We start from the raw sequence: 20,722 nt of genomic DNA on the forward strand, positions 1-20,722 counted from the left end.
TCGGTATGGAGTTCCCCTGGGCGGGAAAGACGGATTTGCTCGTAGCCAAAAAAACGCCCCGGCAAGCGGGGCGTGCTTCAGCAAGCATGCAAGTTAGCAGATCACTTCGGCGGCTTGACCTGGTTGCCGATCACGCCGCCGACCGCTGCGCCGCCGACCGTACCGGCAGTGCTGCCGCCGGTCAGTACGCCGCCGACCACGGCACCGGCGCCAGCGCCGATCGCGGTGTTTTTATCCTGTTGCGACATGCCTGCGCACCCACCCAGGCCGAGGGCGACGGTGACCAGTGCTGCAGTTGCTGCGAGTTGTTGAATGGATTTCATCTTGGGTCCTCCTAACGTTGGTTTTATTTCAGGCGGATGTCGTTCTTGACCGACTTCACGCCCTTGACACTGCGTGCTACCGAGGATGCGGTTGCCACGCTGTCCGCCGAGGACACAAAGCCGCTCAGCTGCACCACGCCCTTGAACGTCTCGACATTGATTTCGGCGACTTTCAGGGTAGGTTCGTTCAGGATCGCTGCTTTTACGCCAGCAGTGATCGCGGTATCGTCGATGTATTCGCCCACGCTTTCCTGCTTGGCGGTATTGGCGCAGCCGACGACCTGGGTCAGCATCAGCGCGGCCAGCAGGGTCGCTGCAAACTTCAGGTTTTTCATGTTTTTATCCTCTGTAGTGGGTTGTAGGGCATGCGTTGCGGCGCGGGGTTGCCGTCACCGATGAGGCTAGAGTAGAGCCTGCTCGCTAGCTGGTCTGTACGCCAACGCACGTAGTGCGGACCAGCCATTTCTGATGGGCATCAGCGGGCCTGCCGCTTGCCCGGCGGCGGGGCCACCGGCTTCTGGCGCGCCGCCGCCAGCAGCTTGCCGCATTCGCTTTGTACGCCCGGGCCGGCACTGACCAGCGGCAGCAGCGCGGCGACCGGGGCCGCCAGCGTGGCCAGCGCCAGTGCGCCGCCGGCCTTCATCGCCAGCACGCCCTTGTCGACGCTGACCGAAGGCTGCTTGAACGGGCCGCGCACATACAGCGGGGCGCGCAGCGAGATGATGCGCAAGCCCTTGGTTTTCGGGTTGATCGTCAGGTGCAGGGTTTCGTCCACCAGGCTGATGACGCCGTCGACGTTGATGATGGCTTCCTCGGTGTCCACGGTAAAGATGCGCGAATACATCACGCCGCGGTCGACCGCGAAATCGGTGGCCATGCAGTTGATGCGTACCTGCTTGTCGCCGAACAGCGTGGTCAGCACGATGCTGCCGATATTCAGGCCCATTTTTTCGAGCAGCATCTTGCTGACCGTGCCCTCGTCGATCAGGGTGTGGATCTCGCCGTTCGATGCCGCCAGCAGGGTGGCGATCGAATTGCCGGTGGCCGACAGCGCGGCGTCGCCGTTGACCTGGCCGACCGAGGCCTGCAGCCCTTCGATGGCGGGGAACAGCTGCTTGATCTGCAGGCGCCGCGCGGTGACCTTGGCAGTAGCCTTGATCGCATTCTTGCCCTGGCGGCCGCTGCCGTCCATCTTGATGTTCGAGGTGAGCGTGCCGCCTGCCATGCCGAAATTCAGCGGCGCCAGCGTGATCACCCCGTCCTTGAGGATCAGGTGGGTCGACAGCTTGGTGATCGGCAATTGCTTCTCGCGCACGATATTGTCGGCGGCGTAGCGCACATCGGCATCGATCGCCGTCCAGCGTTCAGTGCGGAAGGTTTCGACCGGCAGCACCTTGTTGGCTGGCTGGACCGGCGCGACGCCGCGCCGCGCCTTGCTGGCGTTGGAGTCGGCGCCGATCAGCGGACCGAGGTCGTCGAAATGCAGCAGCTTCGAGCGCACAGTGCCGCTCAGCTTGCCGCGCGGCGCGCCGGTCTGGAAGGTCAGGGTGCCGCCCAGGTCGCTCGATCCGACCTTGCCGCTGAATCTATCATAGGTCCAGCGGCTGCTGTCCGGGCCAAGCGCGCCGATCAGGCGGCCCGAGGTGCTGTAGGCCGGCGTTTCCGGCAGCAGCACGCCGATCAGCGGATACAGCCGCGCCATGCTGGGGCCCGCCAGCTTCAGGTTCAGGTCCAGCGCGGCCAGCTGGGTCGGCTTGGTCAGGGTGCCGTCGAACGCGATGCGGGTGGCGCCCATGCGGAAGTCGGCCTGCAGCGGGTAGGGCGTGATCTGCTGCTTGAGCGACAGCACCGCGCCGGCCTTGCCGCTGCCGGTGACCGGGGCGCCGTTGTAGGTGCCGCGCAGTTTCCAGCCGACGCCGTATTCCGGGTCGCCCTCCAGCGTATCGACATCGGCGGTCAAGTCGGCCTTCGTGATCGCGTCCTTGTAATGCACGATGCCTTCGGTAAAGACCACGCGCTCGAGATCCAGCACCCAGGGCGACTCTTTCGTTTCCTTCTTGAAGGTCCAGTTGTTCTTGCCGTCCGCATTGCGCTGCAGGTGCACCACCGGCGCCCGGAACTGCAGCAGCGGAATCATGATGCGCTGGTCGAGCAGGGCCAGCGGGTCGAGCGAGAACGAAAACTGGCGCACGCTGGCCATGTCGCTGGCCGGCATGCCGGCCGGGTTGCCGACGTGGACATGGTTGGCGACCAGGTGGGGCCAGGGAATGAAGTCGCGCCAGGTGCGGTTGCGCTCGGCCATCTTCCCGGAAGGGCGTTCCCACGACAGCGACAGGTCGCCGGTGATCGCAAACGGCCGGCCGATCGCTTCGCTGGTACGCGCGTTCAGCCATGGCCGCGCCTTGTTCCAGTCGTAGGTCAGCAGGACGGCCAGCGCGATGGCCGGGATGGCGACCAGCACGCCGGCAACGGCGAGGAGGATTTTGGTACGGCGCGTTACCGGCTTGCCGGCGCCGCTGCCTGCTTGAGCTTCGGTCATGGCGTTCCTTCCAATCGAGGAGCCCAGCTTAGCTCGATTTACAGGCACTCTTTGTGCGCTGACGCACCCACGGCAACGCTGAGTTTTCTTATCTGGATGATATGTGCGTCAGCGAACCGAACTTGCATTTGAATCAGCTTATAAAGTTACTACGACATCAATCAACGACACACGGAGAAAAAGATGAATATGGAATCGAAGAATCGTCTGGCAACGTTGCTGTGCGGCTCGCTGCTGCTGGCCATGGTCGGTTGCGCATCGCAGAAAGCGCCGGCGACCGCCGATGTCGCGGTCTCCAAAGCCGCCGTTGAAAACGCGGTGAGCGCGGGTGCATCGGACCTGGCGCCGGAAGAAATCAGCGCGGCGCGCGCCAAGATGCAGCGCGCCAGCGCAGCCCTCGCAGCCAAGGATTACACGCTGGCGCGCGACCTGGCCAACCAGGCCCAGGCCGATGCCAAGCTGGCGCAGAGCAAGGCCAACTCGGCCAAGGCCACGGCGGCCTCGAATGCGCTGCAGGAAGACTTGCGCGTACTGCGCGAAGAAGTCGACCGCGCCAAGTAATCCGGCTCCACGGCGCGCGGCGCGCGCCATGTATCTCCCTCAAAAACAAAAAAGGAACTGATCATGAAACATCACTTGCTGAAATCGGCCATCCTGGCTGGTGCCGTGTTGCTGTCCGCATGCAGCAGCGTCCCGCTGACCACGCCCGTCCTCGACCAGGCCCGTGGCGATTTCATCGCGGCGAACAACAACCCGCAGGTAGCGACCTACGCGCCGCTTGAGTTCAAGCAGGCCAGCGACGCCCTCGACCAGGCCAACGCCGCCGCTGCCAAGAAGGAAAGCCTGGAAACGGTCGACAAGCTGGCCTATATCGCCAAGCAGAAGATCGCCACCGCGCAGGAAGTCGCCAAGCAGAAAGCCGCTGAGGCCGACATCGCCATGGCCGGCCAGCAGCGCGACCAGGTCCGCCTGGAAGCCCGTACCGCCGAGGCCGACCGCGCCAAGGCCGCCACCGCCACCGCCCAGGCCCAGACTGCCGATGCACAGCGCCAGGCCGCGGACGCCGAAGCGATGGCGCGCGCCGCCCAGGCCAAGGCAGCCCAGCTCGAGTCGATGATGGCCGAGTTGCAAGCCAAGCAGACTGAACGCGGCATGATCATCACCATCGGCGACGTGCTGTTCGCCACCAACCAGGCCACGTTGACGCCGGCCGGCGTGGCCACCGTGCGCAAGCTGTCCGAGGTGCTGGTACAGAACCCGGAGCGCACTGTGCTTGTCGAAGGTTTTACCGACAGCACCGGCAGCGCCGCGCATAACCAGGCCTTGTCCGAGCGCCGCGCCAGCTCGGTGCGCGACGCATTGCTGGGCATGGACGTGGGACGCGAACGCGTCGCCGCGCGCGGCTATGGCGAAGCCCATCCGGTGGCGCCGAACGAGGCCGCCGGCAACCGCCAGCTGAACCGCCGCGTCGAGATTGTGCTGTCGAACGAAGGCCGGACGATTCCACCGCGCTAACTAATTTTTTAAGCAAGGAAACATCATCATGGAAGATACCAACAAGCCGCTCGGGCACGGGTTCGACGTGGCGGCTATCCGCGCCGCCGCGGCCAACATGGACGACGGCGCGGTGACGGAAGGCTACCAGGCCGACCGTGAAGCCGTGATCGGCATGCTCAACGACGCACTCGCCACGGAACTGCTGTGCGTGCTGCGTTACAAGCGCCATTACTACACCGTCAGCGGCCCGAACACCGGCCACGTCAAGGCGGAATTCCTGGAGCATGCGCAGCAGGAACAAGACCATGCCGACACCATCGCCGAACGCATTGTCCAGTTGAACGGTTCGCCGAACTTCAACCCGGCCACGCTGACGGCACGCAGCCATGCCGAGTACGACGAATCGGAAGACGTGCAAGCGATGATACGCGCCAACCTGATCGCCGAGCGCGTCGCCATCGAGTCGTACCGGCAAATGATCGCCGCCATCGGCGACAAAGACCCGACCACCCGCCAGATGCTGGTCAGCATCATGGCGGTGGAAGAAGAGCACGCGGATGACATGCGCGATCTTCTGTCCCACTAAACCACCTTTTCATTCACTCACGGAGTTCATCATGATCGATACCAATATCCGCACCAACAGCACCTCGCCGTCCGCCCTGAACAGCAACCTGGACACCGTCCAGACCGACATCAAGACCCTGGTCAAGGATGCCCAGTCGCTGCTGACCGCGGCAGCCTCGCTGACCGGCGAGAAGGCCGATGAAATGCGCGGCCGCGGCATGCAGCTGCTGGACCAGGCCATGGGCAAGGGCAAGGAATACCAGGGCCAGGCGATGGTGCGCGGTAAGGAACTGGCACACACCGCCGATGTCTACGTTAAAGACAACCCATGGCGCACCATTGCCGCCGCTGCGAGCGTCGGCCTGCTGGTCGGCGTCATCCTGGGCCGCAAATAATCAACGCCGGGAGAAGCCATGGACCACACGAACACATCAGTACATGGCCCCGGCTTGTTTAGCGGCCTGACCGGGCTGGCGAAAAACATTCTCGGACTCGTCGTGTCGCGGGTTGAACTTGCGGCACTCGAGTTGTCCGAAGTGCGCAATCACGTCATCGAGCTGATCGCGATTGGCGCGCTGGCGCTGATCTGCAGCTGGTTTGCGATTGCGTACGGCACCGCGATGATCGTCGCACTGACGTGGGAATCGATGGGATGGACCATCCTGTTGGTGATGTTCCTGGTGTTCATCGCCATTACCGCGGCGCTGGTACTCAAGGCCAGGGCCATGCTCAAGGAAGGCAAGCTCGCATTCCCGGAAACGATGAACGAGCTGAAGAACGACCGCGACATGCTGCTGTGAGCAGCTGAAAACAAGAGGGGAACTACATGGACAAAGACGGCGAGCTGATCAAGAAGGATGCGGACAGCGCATCGGACCTGTCGGAACGCAAGGCGCGCCTGTTGCGCCAAGGTGATTTTTATCGCGCCGGCATCGTCCAGGCCAAGGCCCACATCAAGCATGGGGCCAGGCCGGAAACGATTTTTCACAACGCGATGGACCACGCGACGTTCGCGCTGCGTTCCAGGGTGGACGGCCTGCTGCGGCCGACAGGCATCAGTGTCGGCGCCGTCATGCCTTACGCGATGAGCATCATCAGCTTCATCAACCGGCGCCGGCTGCACAAGCCAGCGCTCGGCGTGGCGCTGCTGATGGCTGGCGCAGCCTGGTACGCACAGCGTCACAAGGCGCGCATGGCGCACCGGTAACGCGGCGTCACGCCGAACGCTTGAAATATGGTGGGGCTTGGGCGGCGTCGCAATCGCAGATTCGGCGCCGCTTTTTTTCTGGAGGGGACGTGTACTTACTTCTGCCCATGCAGGGCATGAAGGCCGCTCACGGGAGCTGACCGTGTCCCAGCCTAACGCCCTCAATCCGCATGGCTTGCGCATCGTCCTGGTGCTGCAAGGCGGCGGCGCGCTCGGCGCCTACCAGGCCGGGGTCTACCAGGCCATGCACGAACATGGCCTGGCGCCCGACTGGATCGTCGGCACCTCGATCGGCGCCATCAACGCGGCCCTGATCGCCGGCAACCGCAAGGAAAACCGGCTGACCCGCATCCGCGGTTTCTGGGAACGGGTCTCGCACCCCGACCGGATCGACATGGAACAGGTCAGCGACAGCCAGCGCCGTTCGAATATCACCTTCAACACCATCCACGCCGTACTCAGTGGCGTGCCTGGCTTTTTCACGCCGCGCTGGTGGAATGGCTTCGCCTTCGGCTGGCCGGTCGCCCCCGAAGCGGCGTCGTTCTACGACACGGCCGAACTGCGCGACACGCTCGCCGAGCTGGTCGACTTCGACTACCTGAACAGCCCGGAAAGCACGCGCCTCACCATCAACGCGGTCAACGTCGCCAGCGGCCAGCTGACCCACTTCGACAGCCGCAAGATGCGGCTTGAACCCGACCATGTGCGCGCCAGCGGCAGCCTGCCGCCGGCGTTTCCACCCGTGCGCATCGACGGCCAGCTGTACTGGGATGGCGGCCTGTACTCGAACACGCCGCTGGAATCGGTGCTCAACTCCCTGCCGGAAGGCGACACGCTGTGCTTCATGGTCGACCTGTGGAGTTCGCGCGGCCCCGAGCCTATGACCCTGGACCAGGTGCAGACGCGGCAGAAGGACGTCACCTACGCATCGCGCTCGATACGGCATATCGAGGACTACGCCAGGATGCACCGCCTGCAAGACAAGATGCGCGACCTGTACGAGCGCCTGCCGCCTGACAAGCGGACTGCCGACGACGAGCGCGACCTGGCCGAACTGGGCTGCGAAAGCACGCTGCACATCGTGCGGCTGCCGTACGTCGGGCGCGACTGGCACATGGCGGCCAAGGACGTCAATTTCTCGAAGGGCTCGATCGACTGGCGCTGGAACCAGGGCTACGCCGACGGCATGCGCGCCGTCGGCGACGCGGCCTGGCTCAGGAAAATCGAAGAAGACACGGCGGTCGTGGTGCATGAACTGCCGTCGATCCGCGACCGCAGGCACAACGGCACCCGCCAGGGCCCCTGACGGCATCACGCGCACGGTCACGAGCTAGGGTGTGGATAAGCGTAGCGCAATCGGCCATGCCTGCGTCGGGTTGACGCATGACGCGGCAGGCGCGCCGGCACGCGGTCAGCGGGCGGTGTCGGCCATGGCCCGGCTGCGCGCCTCCGCCATTTCCTTCTGATAAATCGCGCGCGCGTCCTTCAGGCAGGCGGTGCGTTCGGCGGTCAGCTGGCGGCGGCAATTACCCTGCGCCTCCTGCAAGCCCGCGGCAATTTCCTTTTGAATCGTGCGCAGTCGCGCGGCCGCCGTCGCATCTTCGCGGTACCAGCGTTGCGGATCGCCAGTGGCGACTTCGGCCGCCTGCTTGCGCGCGGTTGCCGGCGGAATGTTCTGGTCGCTGGAATCCTGCGGCTTGGCCGTCGCGTCGACCTGGGCCGACGCGCTGGCCGTAGCGGATGCGCTGGTGGTGTCGGCCGGCGGCGTCGTCTGGGCCGGCGCGGCGGCGGCGGCCAGCATCAGTGCCAGTGCTACGGGAATCGTGCGCAAGAATCTCGGATGTGTCATGTCACCTCCACAGAAAGTGCATCAGAAAAGAAAACCGGCGCACGCGGCGCCGGTTCAGCTTGTTCTACAGCCGCCCGGTGAGCAGCAGGATGATCAGGACGATCACCAGTATCCCGGTGATGCCGACCGGCCCGTAGCCCCAGTTGCGGCTGTGGTTCCAGGTCGGGAGAGCCCCGACCAGTGCCAGGATCAGAATGATCAGCAGTATTGTTCCCATGGTCATCTCCTCAATAAGTGTCAGACGAGATGAGCTTCGCCAGTGTTAAATTTCTCTGCTGCCAGGTAACGCCATTAATAACGGTATGCGCGGCCGTCGACGATACGCACGCGGTTGCCCACGCGCAGGTCATAGACGCTGTCTTGCATCACCGAGCGGTACTCGCCGTTATCCATGCGGATGTTGATCTGATACATGTCGCTTCCGCTGGCAGCGCGGTCGCCTTCGACCTTGTTGCCCAGTGCTGCGCCACCGACTGCGCCGGCCACGGTTGCCGCGGTACGGCCGCTGCCGCTGCCAACCTGGTTACCGACCAGTGCGCCGACCAGGCCGCCGACAACTGCGCCGGTGCCGCTGGTGCTTGCCTGCCCGCGGGTTACCTGGATCGAATCGATCGTGCCGTAGCCCATCGCCGCGCTCGATGGTGTGCCATACGCGCCGGAAGTTCCGGTGTTGTACGGATCGGAGGAGGTGCTTGCGCAACCGCCCAGGAGTGCTGCGCTGGCAATCATCAGTGTTGCAATAGTGGTAGGTGTCGACTTCATTTTGTTCTCCTTTTGCAAATGTGTTAGCTCAGGATAGTCCTGACAGATTTGCAAGGTCTGTGCGTTTCCGCACCTTGGACAAAGCGATTTCGCGACAGTTCATGTATTTTGCGCCCGCTTGCGTTGCGTCCTTGCGCAGCTTTTTACAAATAAATTTTCCTGTGTTCGGCAGCGTACAGAACAGCATGCGCAACCCGCGTAAAACATCATCAGCACTGATCGTTTTGATAACTGGAGAAAAACAATATGAGAGCTCACCTCGCCATTGCCCTGCTGTGTAGCGGCGCCTGGATGACCGGGCTGGCCCAGGCAGCGACGCCGGAAGCGAAGCTTGCGTACAACGAAGCGCGCGACCGCGCTGCGCTGGAATACAAAACGTCGCGCGCCAAGTGCGGCTTGATTACCGGCAACCCGAAAGATGTCTGCCTGGCCGAAGCGCAAGCGGCCCGCGTTCACACCGATGAGGAAGCCCAGGCGCATTACAAGAACACGCTGAAAGCCTACACCCAGGCCCGCCTGCGCATCGCGTCGGCTTACTTCGATGTCGACAAGGCCAAGTGCTCCGCACTGACCGGCAACAACAAGGATGTCTGCCTGCAGCAGGCCAGGGCAACACTGGTGGCGGCCCAGGCCGACGCCCGCGCCGACAAGAAAACCATCGAAGCGCGCAACGATGCGCGTGACGACAAACGAACGGCGGAATACAAAGTCGCACTTGAAAAGTGCGATGCGTTTGCCGGCGCGGCCAAGGACGGCTGTGTCACTGCCGCGAAAAACCAGTACGGAAAGTAAGGCTGTCAGCCGTACCGTCCAGCTCACCCCGAGCATTTTTTTGATTAACCACTGAAGGAGTTCCAGCATGAAAATCGCACACCGCGTCGCCCAAATGATGATCGCCGCATCCGTCCTCACCACCCTGGTTGCCTGCGCACCGACCGCCAACCGCGAAGGCACCGGCGAGTACATCGATGACACCATGATCACCGCCAAGGTAAAGGCTGCTTTCGCTGCCGACCCTAACGTCAAGGCAACCGAAATCAACGTCGAAACCTTCAAGGGCGAAGTCCAGTTGTCCGGTTTCGTGGCGCAGCCATCGGACGCATCGCGCGCCGCTGAAATTGCACGCGGCATCAAGGGTGTAACATCGGTGAAGAATGACGTACGCGTAAAATAATCATTGGTCCGGCCGGACCAATCCCGGGCCGGCCTTTTAGCCGGCCCTTTTTTTGTGAAGTCAACATGCAGCTAGCAGACCCGAGCGCCGTGGGCACCGCCGCCGAAGCCGTCGTGGACGCCCCCCCCGCGCCACTTTCCGAATCCCCCGACACTGCCGTGCAATCGTCCGTGCTGCGCCTGCCGATCCACGTCAACGCGCGCGGCCTCGCGCTGGGCATCATTGCGACCGTCGCGTTCGTGTTCGCGCTGCAGTGGGCGCAGAAATTCCTCGTCCCGCTGCTGCTCGGCATCTTCATCGCCTACACGCTCAATCCCGTCGTGCTGTGGCTCGAACGCTGGCACATCAAGCGCGCCATCGGCGCGACCCTCGTTACCGTCGCCATCGTCGGCCTGATGGGGCTGGTGATCCACCGGGTGCAGGACCAGTTCTTCAACATCATCGACGACCTGCCGCAGATTACCGAGAAGCTGACCCGGGTGCTGGCGAAATCATCCGGCGGACAGCCAAGCACGATCCAGCAGGTGCAGGCCGCGGCCGCCCAGATCGAGCAGGCCACGTCCAGCGTCGGCATGGAAGGCAAGCGCGCCGCGCCGCGCAAGCCGCCGCCTTCACTGGGCGGCAGCAGCAGTTTCAAGGTGATGGACTGGGTACTGGCCGGCTCGATGGGCCTGGTCACCTTCGTCACCCAGGCCACGATGGTGATTTTCCTGGTGTTCTTCCTGCTCCTTGCGGGCGATACCTTCAAGCGCAAGCTGGTCAAGCTGACCGGGCCTTCGCTGACGCGCAAGAAGGTGACCGTCCACATCCTCGACGACATTAATACCTCGATCCAGAACTACATGTTCATGCTGCTGGTGACGAACACGATGCTGGCGCTGCTGATGTGGGTGGCGCTGCGCTCGATCGGGCTGGAGAACGCCGGCGCGTGGGCGGTGGTGGCGGGGCTGACCCACATCATGCCGTACTTCGGGCCTTTGCTGATCACCTCGGCGACGGCGCTGGCGGCATTCATGCAGTTCGAATCGCTGCGCATGGTGGTCCTGGTGGCCGGGGCGTCGCTGGCGATCGCGACCCTGGTCGGCAGCCTGATCGCGACCTGGATGACGGGACGGATCGCCAAGATGAATGCGGCCGCCGTGTTCGTCAGCCTGCTGTTCTGGGGCTGGCTGTGGGGCATGTGGGGGCTGCTGCTCGGCGTGCCCGTGGTCGTCATGATCAAGGTCGTGGCCGAACGGGTCGAGGGGATGGACGTGATTGCGGAGCTGCTGGGGGAGTAGGGCCGGCTGCCGCAAATCAAGCGACTTTCTGCAGCTTGTCGGCCCCGGTTTCTTCGGCCGGCATGTTCTTCAGGCTGCCCATTTGCAGCGCATACTGGCGGGCGAATTCGGCGCCGAGGAAGAATATCTGCGCCGAGTAGTAGACCCACAGCAGCAGCGCAATCATCGAGCCGGCCGCACCGAAGCTGTCGGCCACGCCGCTGTTACCGATATAAAGTCCAATCACGAACTTACCCAAGGTGAACATGGCCGCCGTGCCCACCGCGCCGATCGTCACGTCGCTCCACGACAGCTTGATGCGCGGCAGCAGTTTATAGATGGTGCCGAACAGGGTCGCGATCACCAGGAAGCTGATGATGTGCGCGATCCACGACAGCAGCACGGTCGCGTCCTGCCACACGCCGGTGAAATAGTTTTCGAGAATAGCCAGCACCGCGCTGACCACCAGCGACACCATCAGCAGGAAACCCAGCACCAGGATCAGTCCGAACGACAGCAGGCGCGTGCGCACGATGTCCCACCAGCTGGCGTCTTTCGGCGGCGGCACGTTCCAGATTTCGTCGAGGCTGTCCTTCAGCTCCGCGAATGCGCTGGTGGCGCCGAACAGCAGCAGGGCAGTGGCAACGATGGTGGCCCACATCCCGCTTTCCTTGTCGCGCGCACCGGCCAGGACCAGCTGGATCGCTTCCGCGCCATGCGTGCCGACCAGGCCCTTCAGTTCGGTCAACAGCTGTCCCTGCGCCGCTTCATGCCCGTAGAAGAATCCGGCCACGGCGATCACCACCACCAGCACCGGCGCCATCGAGAACAGGGTATAGAAGGCCAGCGCCGCGCCTTTGCTGGCGGCACGGTCCGCGAACCATTCCGTCACCGTGCAGCGCATCACATGCACAAGCTTCCTGGAGAACGGCAGCCAATCCTTGCTTACTTCCATAAACTCGTCTCCAGAATAGTAAAGGGGCCTGTTCGCCCCTTTATTTTGCTGACAGCGGGGTTTATTCCGATATCCGCCGTTCAATGTTGATCTGCTCGACCTCGACCCTGCGGTTGGGTTCGAGGCACTTGATGAGTTCGGCACGGTTCTTGTTGGTACAGCTTGCTACCGGGTTCGTTTCCCCTTTGCCATAGGCTTTCAGGCGCGCGCCGTCGATGCCCCTGGCGACCAGGTAGTCGCGCACGGCATGGGCGCGTCGTTCCGACAGCGTCAGGTTGTACTTGTCAGAACCGAGCCGGTCGGCGTAGCCGGTGATGTCGACGTCGGTGATGCTGGGGGCGGCCGTCAGCGCGGCGGCGATCTCGTCCAGGCGCGGCTGCGGCATCCTCAGTGTGGCGCTGTCGAATTCGAACAGCTCGGTGGCCGACAGCGTCACTTTTTCAAACCGTGCAGGCGCGGGCGGCGGCGGCGGCGCCGGCGCCGGCGCGACCGGCTGCTCGACGGCCGCTGGCGGCGCGGCGGGCTTGTTGAAGGCGTAGTTGAAGCCGATCGCCAGGTATTTATTGTTGCTGCGCTCGAAGCCGAAGTCCTCGTCGTGGCGCAGGCGGCCGCGCACGGTGCGCAGGTCGGCCTGCATCGCCCACTGGTCGGACAGGCCGAGCTGGAAGCCGAGGCCGGCGCTGACGTAGGGCGAGGTTTCGTGCACGCGGCGCAGCGGGTTTTCAACCTTGTCGCGCTGGGCGCCGACACCGAACAGCAGGAACGGCCGGAAATTTTTACGCGAAATCATCAGCAGGGCGTCGGCCCCGACCAGGGTCTGGCGGTAGTTGAAGGCGCCGCTTTCCGAACGCGCATGGCTGGCGCCAATCTGCAGGTCCCACATCTCCGCCACCGGCTTGCCGAAACGCAGTCCGCCACCGGCATCGCGCTCGTCCGTACCGAACTCGCTGTCCGGCTCGAAATAGTGAATGCTGGGCTGGATGTACCAGGAGGGATGGATTTCTTGTGCCATAGCACCGCCTGCACCGCAGGCCAGGCCAAGCGCGACCGCAACGCTCTTAATATTGTTCACAGGAACTCCAGAAATGTAATTAAACGTAATTGTTGACAGTGTTCTGTGAGGTTCGACTGGAGAATAAGCGGGTGAGTTCAAGCGTTCGGTGCGTTCCCGCACCATGCATCCGCGTTGTCATTTTTTTACAACATTGCGTCGTTCCGGTACTGCGCAGCGCGAAAAAAAGCGCCGTGCCGGAACTAAAGCCGGGACGGCGCTGTCTGTTACAGCTGGAAAGATTACTTGGCAGGTTGTTCTGGAACGACGATGACGGTATCGCCTTCCTTGCCAGGCTCGCCAGGAGCACCTGGTTCGCCTTTTTCGCCGGGAGCGCCAGGCGCGCCGGCTGGGCCAGGCACTGGGACTGGAACAGGGACCGCGGCAGGCGTCGCAGCAGGGGTTTCAATAACCGTGGTAGCGGGTGGCGTTACGGTGGTGCTTTCGGTCTTTTCGCAAGCGGTCAGGCCGACGACGGCCAGCAGTGCTGCCAGTAGGGTGATCTTCATGGTGGATTCCTTATCAAAATAGTTCATCAATGTCGATGCGCACGCTGTCAGCGCGGACAAGCACAGAATAAATACCTCACCCGGTTCGTTCTGTACGGGAACGCACATAACCGGCTCTGCTTCCCGATTCATCGGAAAAAGATGACAGACGGCAGGAATTTTCTTGAATGTTCGATGGCGCACAGACCTGATGAGGTGAAACAGGCATTCTTGAGCCCAAGTAGTGCGGAACCAGCGAAGTTGTCAGGCTGTCAAACGACATGAGCGGTCCGTAACAAATGACTATCTCTTTGATGGAGTAAATCAACATGCATGCAACGACACCTCAATCCAACGCCGCGCAGGGCGAACTGAATGCTTCGCGGTCGGCAAATTCCACCCTGATCGAGCGCGTCGCGCCTCAGCCGGCGGAACGTGCCCCGATCTCGATGGCGCCGATTGAGCGCGTGCGTTCCACGTCCGCTACCCAGCGCCGCATTGAAAACATGCAAAAGCTGATCCAGGAACTGTCGACCCACGAAATGCTGGCCGACGAAATCGCCTGGTTCCTCAAATTCTCGCCATCGGGTGCGCGTAAGTACATTCGCGACCTGCGCGAAGCCGGCGTGATCGAGCTGGCCCGTTATATCGAAGGCACCGCCACTTACCTGGGCAAGGCCGTGTACCAGATCTCGCCCGATCCTGAGCGGGTCAAGGCCTTCCTGGCCGCGATCGTCCAGCCAAAACGCGAAGGCGCCGCCCCCCGCAAGGAGCGTCCAGGCTTGCGCGAGCAGAGCATGGCCGGCACCGGCCGCCACTTTCACATCCTGGCCGACGACACCCATTATGCGATCCGCGTCAACCGCAGCCCGGTGGCCCGCGATCCACTGGTGGCAGCGCTGTTCGGCGCCGCGCCGGCTGCGAAGCCAGAAGGCAGCATCTAACACCACGGCGGCCGCCAGCGGCCTTCTGGCCCGACGCGACCGACGCCGCTGCACCTCCAGGTGCCGCGGCGTTGTGCTTTTTGCGGCCAGGTGATTGAAAAGACGTTAACAAACCCCACTTGAGCCATGGCGGCGGAACAGCGCCACCCACCAACCTGTTCGTCGAAAGGAAACACCATGTTACCGACCCCCGAATCGCTGGAAGGCAAGCCTGTCCCACAGGTGACGTTCAAGGCGCGCCCGGATGACCAGTGGCGGGATATCAGTACCGACGAGCTGTTCAAGGGCAAGACGGTGATTGTGTTCTCGCTGCCGGGCGCCTACACGCCGACCTGTTCGTCGACCCATTTGCCGCGCTATAACGAGCTGGCCCCGGTATTCCACGAAAACGGCGTCGACGACATCGTCTGCATGTCCGTCAACGACGCCTTCGTGATGAACGAATGGAAGCAGGGCCAGGACGCCGCCAACGTGACCGTCATCCCGGATGGGAACGGCGACTTCAGCGAAGGCATGGGCATGCTGGTCGACAAGCGCAACCTCGGCTTCGGCATGCGCGCGTGGCGCTATTCGATGCTGGTGCGCGACGGCGTGATCGACAAGATGTTCATCGAGCCGGAAAAAGACGGCGATCCCTTTGAAGTGTCCGACGCCGAAACCATGCTCCGCTACATCAATCCAGCGGCCCAGGTGCCGGAACCGGTGGTGGTGTTCTCCAAGCCCGGCTGCCCGCATTGCGCGCGCGCCAAGGCGGCGCTGGACGGTCGCGGGCTCAGCTACACCGACATTTCTCAGAACCAGCACATCAACGCGAGTGTGCTGCGCGCGGTGTCTGGCGCGACCACCTGGCCGCAGGTATTCATCGGCGGCAAGCTGATCGGCGATGCCGACGCGCTCGAACAGCATCTCGTTGCCGACCCGAAAGCGGCTTCCCGCAAGCCATGAGACTTTCCGTCCTTGACCAGTCGCCGGCGATTGCCGGCCACCAAGCTGCCGAAGCCATGGGCGCCTCGCTGGCGCTGGCGCGCCACTGCGATGTGCTTGGCTACAACCGCTTCTGGCTGTCGGAACACCACAACAGCAGCAGCATCGTCGGCAGCGCCCCGGAAATGCTGATGGCGGCGATCGCCGCCACCACCCACCACATCCGCATCGGCAGCGCCGGCATCATGCTGGCGCATTATTCCGCCCTCAAGGTGGCGGAGCAGTTCCGCGTGCTGGAGGCCATTGCGCCGGGCCGCATCGACCTCGGCGTAGGACGGGCGCCCGGTTCCGACCCCGTGACGGCGCGCGCGCTGAACCCGCACGCCAGCCCTGGTGCGGACGAATTCCGCCAGCAGCTGCTCGACCTGCGCGACTGGATCGAGGGCCACCGCATGGCGCCCGGCCATCCTTTCCGCGCCATCACCGCGCAGCCGCAGGGCGAGGGCAGTCCCAGCCTGTGGATCCTCGGCAGCTCCAACGATGGTGCGCAACTGGCGGCCCAGCTCGGCCTGCCGTACGCCTTCGCGTATTTCTTCAGCGACGGGCAGGGTGCCGAGCAGGCGCTCGACCTGTACCGCAGCAACTACCAGCCGAGCGAGCGCTATCCGCATCCGCAGGCCACGGTCTGCGTGTGGGCGCTGGCCTGCGACACCGAACAGGAAGCGGCGCACCAGCTGCGGACGCGCGAACACTGGCGCGTCCGTTTCGAACAGGGGCTGCCGGGGCCGCTGGTGTCGCCCGAGGATGCCGCCGCCTATCCGTACACCACGGCCGAACTCGAGCGCATCGCGCAGATCCGCGGCACCGCGATGGCGGGCAGCGCCGGGCAGGTCGCCGAGACGCTGCGCGCGCTTGCCAGCCGGCTCGACCTGTACGAACTGGTGGTCAACACCTGGGCTTACGAACGGTCGGTCCGGCTAAACTCGTACAGTTTGCTGGCCGAGGAATTCAAACTGAGCGCGGAGGGCCCGTGGAAGCGTTGATCCTGTCACTGGCGGTCGCGGCGGTCGTGGGGGCGTTCGCCTTGCCGAAATGGCGGCTGCAACGCGCGCTGGCGCAAGCGATGCCGCAGCACCACCTGGATATCCTGAACGCCAACATCCCGGTGTACCGCCGCATGGATGCCGGACTCCAGCAGCAGCTGCACAAGCTGGTCAAGCAGTTCCTGTACCAGAAGAAATTCATCGGCTGCGCCGGCCAGCACATCGACGACGAGGTCCGCGTGACGATCGCCGCCCAGGCCTGCATGTTGCTGCTGAACCGCCCGAGCCGGGTGTACGCCGGCCTCGACACCGTGCTGGTGTATCCGAGCGCCTTCATGGCGCCGCGCAAGCATGTGGACGAGGCGGGCGTGGTGACCGAAGCGCGCCAGGACCTGCTTGGCGAGTCGTGGGGCGATGGCCGCGTGGTGCTGGCCTGGGACCATGTCCTTGATGGAACGCGCAACTGGAGCGAAGGCCACAACGTGGTGCTGCACGAATTCGCCCACCAGCTCGATAGCGAATCGGGCAGCAACAACGGCGCGCCCTGGCTGGGCGACCGCGCCAGCTACCAGCGCTGGTCGGAAGTGCTGTCGCGCGACTTCGCCAACCTGCAGGTCGATGCGATGTGCCGCCAGCAAAGCGTGCTGGACCACTACGGCGCGAGCAGCCCGGCCGAGTTTTTTGCGGTCGCCACCGAGGCCTTCTTCGCCCGGCCGCACGAGATGGCCAGCCATCATAAGCAGTTGTTCGGCGAGTTCCTCCGCTACTACCGGGTCGATCCGCGCGCATGGCTGGCCGCGCCGGTGGCGGCCGCCCCACCCGCGTTTTACGGACAGCCCGCTTACGGGCAATGGCAATAATGCTGAGCGATTCGGAAGCTATAGTGCGTTAGCGAACAGAGAATTCCCGGCCGCTGGCGCATGCTGAAAACATCTTAGATGCAGGAGGGTTTTAGCATGTCGACAATTGTTGCAGGTCATTTCCAACTCCAGGACGAAGTCGACCTGGCACGCCGCGAACTGGTTAACGCGGGCTTCGCTGAAGACCGCATCAGCGGATTCTTCGTCAACCAGCCGGGCCAGCATGACCTGACCGCGATTGGCGGCGACAATGCCATGTCCCCGGGCGCCAAAGAAACCCCGGTCGGGGTCGTCGAAGGCGCGGCCACCGGTGGCGCGGTCGGGCTGGCGATTGGCGCGGCGACGTCGCCGATCACCGGCCCGATCGGTCCGATCGTTGGCGGCCTGGTCGGCGCGCACGTCGGTTCGCTGTTCAGTTTCTCGAAGATGAAGGACGCGGGCGAAAGCGAAGAGGGCGGCGAGAACCGCAGCGAACCGCGCAAGCCTGGCATGCTGCTGGCGGTGGCGCTGGCCGACCCGGCCGACGAAGCGCGCGCGCTGGACGTGCTGCGCCGGGTCGGCGCGCACCATATCGAACGGGCCGACGGCACGGTGCAGGATGGCGACTGGGTGGATTTCGATCCGCTCAGCAAGCCGGTGCTGATCGCCTAAAAATACGGCGGCGTAAAATTTGTCGGGCGGAAGAGCGGCGCTCTTCCGTCCGATTTCAATGCGCCATCAGCACCGGTATGGTCATCCCCTCCAGCACCGTCCGCGTCGCCCCTCCCAGGATCGTTTCGCGGAAGCGCGAATGCCCGTACGCCCCCATCACCAGCAGGTCGGCCGAGCGTTCCGCGGCCAGCGTCAGCAGCGCTTCGCCCACCTCGTGCCTGCGGTGCCCGCGCTTCTGTTCGACCGGAACGATCGACAGCTCGGCGCCGATGCCATGCCGCTCCAGGAAAGGCACCGGGTCGGCGGCGGTCGCGTCGGCAACCGTGCGCGTATCGCCGCGCGTATCGAACACCGCAATCGTCACGCTCTCGGCGCGCTGCATCATCGGCAGCGCCAGCTGGAGCGCGCGCGCCGCCTCGCGGCTGGCGTCCCACGACACCAGGATGCGGCGCCCCGGATCGCAGGCTCCCATGGCGAACGGCAGCAGCAGCACCGGCCGCCCCGAATGGATCACCACATAGGCAGGAAAGTCCGCCATCAGCGGCGCCGTCGCATGGCCGGGCTCGGCCTGGCCGATGACCACCAGGTCGGCGGTGCGCGCATGCAGGCTGATGCCGGCGCCGGCTTCATCGTCCACCAGCCGGCCTTCATACGATACCGCGCCGCTGTGGTCCATCTGCCGCGTGAACAGCGCCAGCGCATCGCGCGCCCGCTCGCGCAGGAAGTCGAGGTGCAGCGCCAGGGTCGGGTCGTTCGCTTCCGGCGGCATCGCCTGGTACAGGAAGCGCGAGACGCCGCTCAGCGCCGCGCCGATCACATGCCCGTTGCTGCGCCTGGCGATCGCGGCCGCCGCGCCTACCCGGGCAGCGGAGCGCACGCTGTCGTCGACATGCACGAGGATGGTCTTGAAATCCATGGCGTCACTCCGTGTTCGTGGAATTGCTGGGTCGGATTGAATTTTTTGATATCGCTCAACATTACGTGGCGCTAGCACTCCTCGACTTGGCCCTTCACGCCGGCCGCAAGCGCGTGAACCGGACAAAGCGAATGGCGAGAAAAATCCATGGAAAACAATAAAGTAGCCCTCGTCACGGGCGGAATGGGTAGCATCGGAACCGCCATCTGCCGGCGCCTGCACGCCGCCGGGTTCAAGGTCGCGGCGACCTACTCGCCTTCCAATCCTACACCGGAAGCCTGGATGGCGGCGCAACGCGACGAGGGCTACCGTTTCCTGTCGTATTCAACATGGGCAAGCAGGCGATCGAGCCGATGACGGCGCAGAAGTGGGGCCGCATCATCAATATCCCGTCGGTCAATGGCCAGAAGGGCGCCTACGGGCAGGCCAATTACGCGGCGGCCAAGGCCGGCATGCACGGCCTGACCAAGGCGCTGGCGCTGGAAATGGCGCGCCACGGCGTCATTGTCAACACCGTCTCGCCCGGCAACCTGAACACCAGGATGGTGCGGCAGCTGCCGCAGGAGATCCTGATGGGCCGCATCCTGCCGCAGATTCCGCTGGGCAGGCTGGGCGAGCCGGACGAGGTGGCGGCGCTGGTGGCCGACCCGGCGTCGCCGGAAGCCGGGTTTGTTACCGGGGCCAATATCGCCATCAATGGCGGCCAGCACATGTGCTGAGGGATACAGGCGGTCAGGGCGCGCGCTTTTCGGCGCGCGTCTGGCAGGTAATGCACAGGCGCGCATCGGGCCGCGCCTGCAGGCGGGAAAAGCCGATCGGGTTGCCGCACTCTTCGCATTCGCCGTAGCTGCCGTCATCCAGCTTGGCGAACGCATGCTTGACCGACTGCATCTGGGCCGCGTTCATGCCGGCCGTTTCCAGCGCGAGGTCGTTCAGCAGGCGTACCGTCGCCTTGTCGGCGGGCGAGGTCTCGATTTCCTGCACCGGCAGGTCGTGCGTGCTTTCGACGACGTCGATATCATCCTGGCGCGCGAGGGCGGCGCGGCGCTGCTCGAGCAGCGTTTCGAGGATTGCGAGCTGGCCCTGGTCGAGGCCATTCATGGCGTGCCTGCCGCTCATCATGTCGGTACTCCACGTTCTGGAAGAAAACAGCTGCCGCAACGGCAGGCTAATACCAGTGTAGCGCGTTCAGGCGTGGATGAACATGGGCGCACGCGCTTGCCGCGCGGCCCGTGGCGGGGCGGACTCAGGCGGTCTTGCTGGCCTTGTGCGCGTCGAGCGCTTCGACCTGGCGTTTGATTTTCTCAAGCGCAAGAATGATCGGCGCGGGCTGCCCCGTCGCCGCCGCGCCCGCCAGCGCGAGCACGCCGGCCACCAGGCCAGTCAGGTCCTTGAGGACGGCGATCTTGCGGATTTTCTCGGCCGCTTTGGCGGTCAGTTCAGCCAGGTGGCGCTGCGGCTGGCCCAGCGACCGGACCACCAGGCTGGCGCCGTCCGCATACAGGCTGTTGGCGCGCTGGCGCAGCACCAGCTCATGGTCGAACAGCGCGCGCAGCGCCGCCTGGCGGGTGGCGCTGGGCGGCTTGCTGCGGTCCTGCTGGATTTCCTTCATGATGCGCTGGTGCAGTTCATCGGCGATCAGCGACAGCTGGCCGGCCAGCGCCTCGACTTCTTCCACGGTGGACAATCCGTGCGCTTGCTGGTTCATCAGGC

General features: G+C 64.1%; 27 protein-coding genes and 1 pseudogene. 16 read left to right on the forward strand and 12 right to left on the reverse strand.

Going from position 1 to position 20,722, the window contains the following annotated elements; all coding sequences use genetic code 11:
* Window positions 1-101: 101 nt before the first annotated feature.
* The 3 genes from HHL21_RS11510 to HHL21_RS11520 form a co-directional block, all read right to left on the reverse strand.
* Window positions 102-323 carry a YMGG-like glycine zipper-containing protein gene (locus HHL21_RS11510; protein ID WP_169465925.1) on the reverse strand — a complete coding sequence of 74 codons (222 nt, stop codon included), beginning with the start codon at window positions 321-323 and terminating at the stop codon, window positions 102-104.
* A gap of 23 nt (window positions 324-346) precedes the next feature.
* Entirely contained in the window at window positions 347-658 is a 312-nt protein-coding gene (locus tag HHL21_RS11515; protein WP_169465927.1) for a BON domain-containing protein, read from the reverse strand.
* 140 nt (window positions 659-798) lie between these two features.
* The gene (locus HHL21_RS11520; RefSeq protein ID WP_169465929.1) at window positions 799-2,862 is read right to left on the reverse strand and encodes an AsmA family protein; all 2,064 of its coding nucleotides are present in this window, start codon (window positions 2,860-2,862) and stop codon (window positions 799-801) included.
* 189 nt (window positions 2,863-3,051) lie between these two features.
* Here HHL21_RS11520 and HHL21_RS11525 point away from each other — a divergent pair, with 189 nt between their 5' ends.
* The 7 genes from HHL21_RS11525 (at window position 3,052) to HHL21_RS11555 (ending at window position 7,439) form a co-directional block, all read left to right on the forward strand.
* A complete protein-coding gene (locus tag HHL21_RS11525; protein ID WP_370659722.1) occupies window positions 3,052-3,423 on the forward strand; it encodes a DUF4398 domain-containing protein in 372 nt (123 codons plus the stop codon).
* Window positions 3,424-3,486: 63 nt separating this feature from the next.
* Window positions 3,487-4,377 (forward strand): OmpA family protein, encoded by an 891-nt coding sequence (locus HHL21_RS11530; protein ID WP_169465933.1) that lies wholly within the window; start codon window positions 3,487-3,489, stop codon window positions 4,375-4,377.
* 28 nt (window positions 4,378-4,405) lie between these two features.
* Window positions 4,406-4,945, forward strand: coding sequence for a ferritin-like domain-containing protein (locus HHL21_RS11535; RefSeq protein WP_169465935.1), 540 nt, complete (start codon window positions 4,406-4,408; stop codon window positions 4,943-4,945).
* A gap of 31 nt (window positions 4,946-4,976) precedes the next feature.
* The gene (locus tag HHL21_RS11540; RefSeq protein ID WP_169465937.1) at window positions 4,977-5,321 is read left to right on the forward strand and encodes an ElaB/YgaM/YqjD family protein; all 345 of its coding nucleotides are present in this window, start codon (window positions 4,977-4,979) and stop codon (window positions 5,319-5,321) included.
* Window positions 5,322-5,339: 18 nt separating this feature from the next.
* Entirely contained in the window at window positions 5,340-5,726 is a 387-nt protein-coding gene (locus HHL21_RS11545; RefSeq protein WP_169465939.1) for a phage holin family protein, read from the forward strand.
* Window positions 5,727-5,752: 26 nt separating this feature from the next.
* Complete coding sequence (locus HHL21_RS11550) at window positions 5,753-6,133, forward strand: hypothetical protein (protein WP_169465941.1); 381 nt, start codon at window positions 5,753-5,755, stop codon at window positions 6,131-6,133.
* A gap of 142 nt (window positions 6,134-6,275) precedes the next feature.
* On the forward strand, window positions 6,276-7,439 hold the full coding sequence (locus HHL21_RS11555; protein WP_169465944.1) for a patatin-like phospholipase family protein: 1,164 nt from the start codon (window positions 6,276-6,278) through the stop codon (window positions 7,437-7,439).
* A 105-nt stretch (window positions 7,440-7,544) separates the two neighbouring features.
* Here the strand turns inward: HHL21_RS11555 and HHL21_RS11560 are convergent, their stop codons facing one another.
* From HHL21_RS11560 to HHL21_RS11570, 3 genes are all read right to left on the reverse strand, one after another.
* Window positions 7,545-7,982: a hypothetical protein gene (locus tag HHL21_RS11560; protein ID WP_169465946.1), complete on the reverse strand. Its 438-nt coding sequence runs from the start codon at window positions 7,980-7,982 to the stop codon at window positions 7,545-7,547.
* Window positions 7,983-8,046: 64 nt separating this feature from the next.
* Window positions 8,047-8,199 (reverse strand): DUF3309 family protein, encoded by a 153-nt coding sequence (locus HHL21_RS11565; protein ID WP_169465947.1) that lies wholly within the window; start codon window positions 8,197-8,199, stop codon window positions 8,047-8,049.
* A 74-nt stretch (window positions 8,200-8,273) separates the two neighbouring features.
* Window positions 8,274-8,744, reverse strand: coding sequence for an outer membrane lipoprotein (locus tag HHL21_RS11570; RefSeq protein WP_169465949.1), 471 nt, complete (start codon window positions 8,742-8,744; stop codon window positions 8,274-8,276).
* Between the two features lie 246 nt (window positions 8,745-8,990).
* On the opposite strand from HHL21_RS11570, the gene HHL21_RS11575 reads away from it, so the two are divergent.
* The 3 genes from HHL21_RS11575 to HHL21_RS11585 all read left to right on the forward strand — a co-directional run bounded on the left by HHL21_RS11575 (window position 8,991) and on the right by HHL21_RS11585 (window position 11,198).
* Window positions 8,991-9,536, forward strand: coding sequence for a hypothetical protein (locus tag HHL21_RS11575; RefSeq protein WP_229496345.1), 546 nt, complete (start codon window positions 8,991-8,993; stop codon window positions 9,534-9,536).
* A gap of 67 nt (window positions 9,537-9,603) precedes the next feature.
* Window positions 9,604-9,918: a BON domain-containing protein gene (locus tag HHL21_RS11580; RefSeq protein WP_169465951.1), complete on the forward strand. Its 315-nt coding sequence runs from the start codon at window positions 9,604-9,606 to the stop codon at window positions 9,916-9,918.
* A gap of 65 nt (window positions 9,919-9,983) precedes the next feature.
* The gene (locus HHL21_RS11585; protein WP_169465953.1) at window positions 9,984-11,198 is read left to right on the forward strand and encodes an AI-2E family transporter; all 1,215 of its coding nucleotides are present in this window, start codon (window positions 9,984-9,986) and stop codon (window positions 11,196-11,198) included.
* Window positions 11,199-11,214: 16 nt separating this feature from the next.
* Here the strand turns inward: HHL21_RS11585 and HHL21_RS11590 are convergent, their stop codons facing one another.
* From HHL21_RS11590 to HHL21_RS11600, 3 genes are all read right to left on the reverse strand, one after another.
* Complete coding sequence (locus HHL21_RS11590) at window positions 11,215-12,132, reverse strand: YihY/virulence factor BrkB family protein (protein ID WP_169465955.1); 918 nt, start codon at window positions 12,130-12,132, stop codon at window positions 11,215-11,217.
* Between the two features lie 61 nt (window positions 12,133-12,193).
* Window positions 12,194-13,204, reverse strand: coding sequence for an OmpA family protein (locus HHL21_RS11595; RefSeq protein ID WP_169465957.1), 1,011 nt, complete (start codon window positions 13,202-13,204; stop codon window positions 12,194-12,196).
* 221 nt (window positions 13,205-13,425) lie between these two features.
* On the reverse strand, window positions 13,426-13,692 hold the full coding sequence (locus HHL21_RS11600; RefSeq protein WP_169465959.1) for a collagen-like protein: 267 nt from the start codon (window positions 13,690-13,692) through the stop codon (window positions 13,426-13,428).
* A gap of 308 nt (window positions 13,693-14,000) precedes the next feature.
* Here HHL21_RS11600 and HHL21_RS11605 point away from each other — a divergent pair, with 308 nt between their 5' ends.
* The 5 genes from HHL21_RS11605 to HHL21_RS11625 all read left to right on the forward strand — a co-directional run bounded on the left by HHL21_RS11605 (window position 14,001) and on the right by HHL21_RS11625 (window position 18,093).
* Window positions 14,001-14,615 (forward strand): winged helix-turn-helix domain-containing protein, encoded by a 615-nt coding sequence (locus tag HHL21_RS11605; protein WP_169465961.1) that lies wholly within the window; start codon window positions 14,001-14,003, stop codon window positions 14,613-14,615.
* Window positions 14,616-14,792: 177 nt separating this feature from the next.
* Window positions 14,793-15,560, forward strand: a complete 768-nt coding sequence (locus tag HHL21_RS11610) for a glutathione peroxidase (protein WP_169465963.1) — start codon at window positions 14,793-14,795, stop codon at window positions 15,558-15,560.
* Window positions 15,557-16,582 (forward strand): LLM class flavin-dependent oxidoreductase, encoded by a 1,026-nt coding sequence (locus HHL21_RS11615; protein ID WP_169465965.1) that lies wholly within the window; start codon window positions 15,557-15,559, stop codon window positions 16,580-16,582. Before HHL21_RS11610 ends, HHL21_RS11615 begins: the two co-directional genes overlap by 4 nt.
* On the forward strand, window positions 16,570-17,442 hold the full coding sequence (locus HHL21_RS11620) for a M90 family metallopeptidase (protein WP_169465968.1): 873 nt from the start codon (window positions 16,570-16,572) through the stop codon (window positions 17,440-17,442). Before HHL21_RS11615 ends, HHL21_RS11620 begins: the two co-directional genes overlap by 13 nt.
* Window positions 17,443-17,538: 96 nt before the next feature.
* On the forward strand, window positions 17,539-18,093 hold the full coding sequence (locus tag HHL21_RS11625) for a glycine zipper domain-containing protein (protein ID WP_169465969.1): 555 nt from the start codon (window positions 17,539-17,541) through the stop codon (window positions 18,091-18,093).
* Between the two features lie 55 nt (window positions 18,094-18,148).
* Here HHL21_RS11625 and HHL21_RS11630 read toward each other — a convergent pair whose 3' ends face one another.
* The gene (locus tag HHL21_RS11630; protein ID WP_169465971.1) at window positions 18,149-19,009 is read right to left on the reverse strand and encodes a universal stress protein; all 861 of its coding nucleotides are present in this window, start codon (window positions 19,007-19,009) and stop codon (window positions 18,149-18,151) included.
* A gap of 147 nt (window positions 19,010-19,156) precedes the next feature.
* Here HHL21_RS11630 and HHL21_RS11635 point away from each other — a divergent pair.
* A pseudogene (locus HHL21_RS11635) lies at window positions 19,157-19,728 on the forward strand (SDR family oxidoreductase).
* Between the two features lie 13 nt (window positions 19,729-19,741).
* Here the strand turns inward: HHL21_RS11635 and HHL21_RS11640 are convergent.
* Together HHL21_RS11640 and HHL21_RS11645 are read right to left on the reverse strand one after the other, a co-directional pair.
* A complete protein-coding gene (locus HHL21_RS11640) occupies window positions 19,742-20,131 on the reverse strand; it encodes a TraR/DksA family transcriptional regulator (protein ID WP_229496347.1) in 390 nt (129 codons plus the stop codon).
* A gap of 124 nt (window positions 20,132-20,255) precedes the next feature.
* Window positions 20,256-20,717 (reverse strand): hypothetical protein, encoded by a 462-nt coding sequence (locus HHL21_RS11645; RefSeq protein ID WP_229496350.1) that lies wholly within the window; start codon window positions 20,715-20,717, stop codon window positions 20,256-20,258.
* Between the last annotated feature and the right edge of the window lie 5 nt (window positions 20,718-20,722).

It is taken from the genome of Massilia polaris (genome assembly GCF_012927275.1).
GTDB classification, from domain to species: Bacteria; Pseudomonadota; Gammaproteobacteria; order Burkholderiales; family Burkholderiaceae_D; genus Telluria_A; species Telluria_A polaris.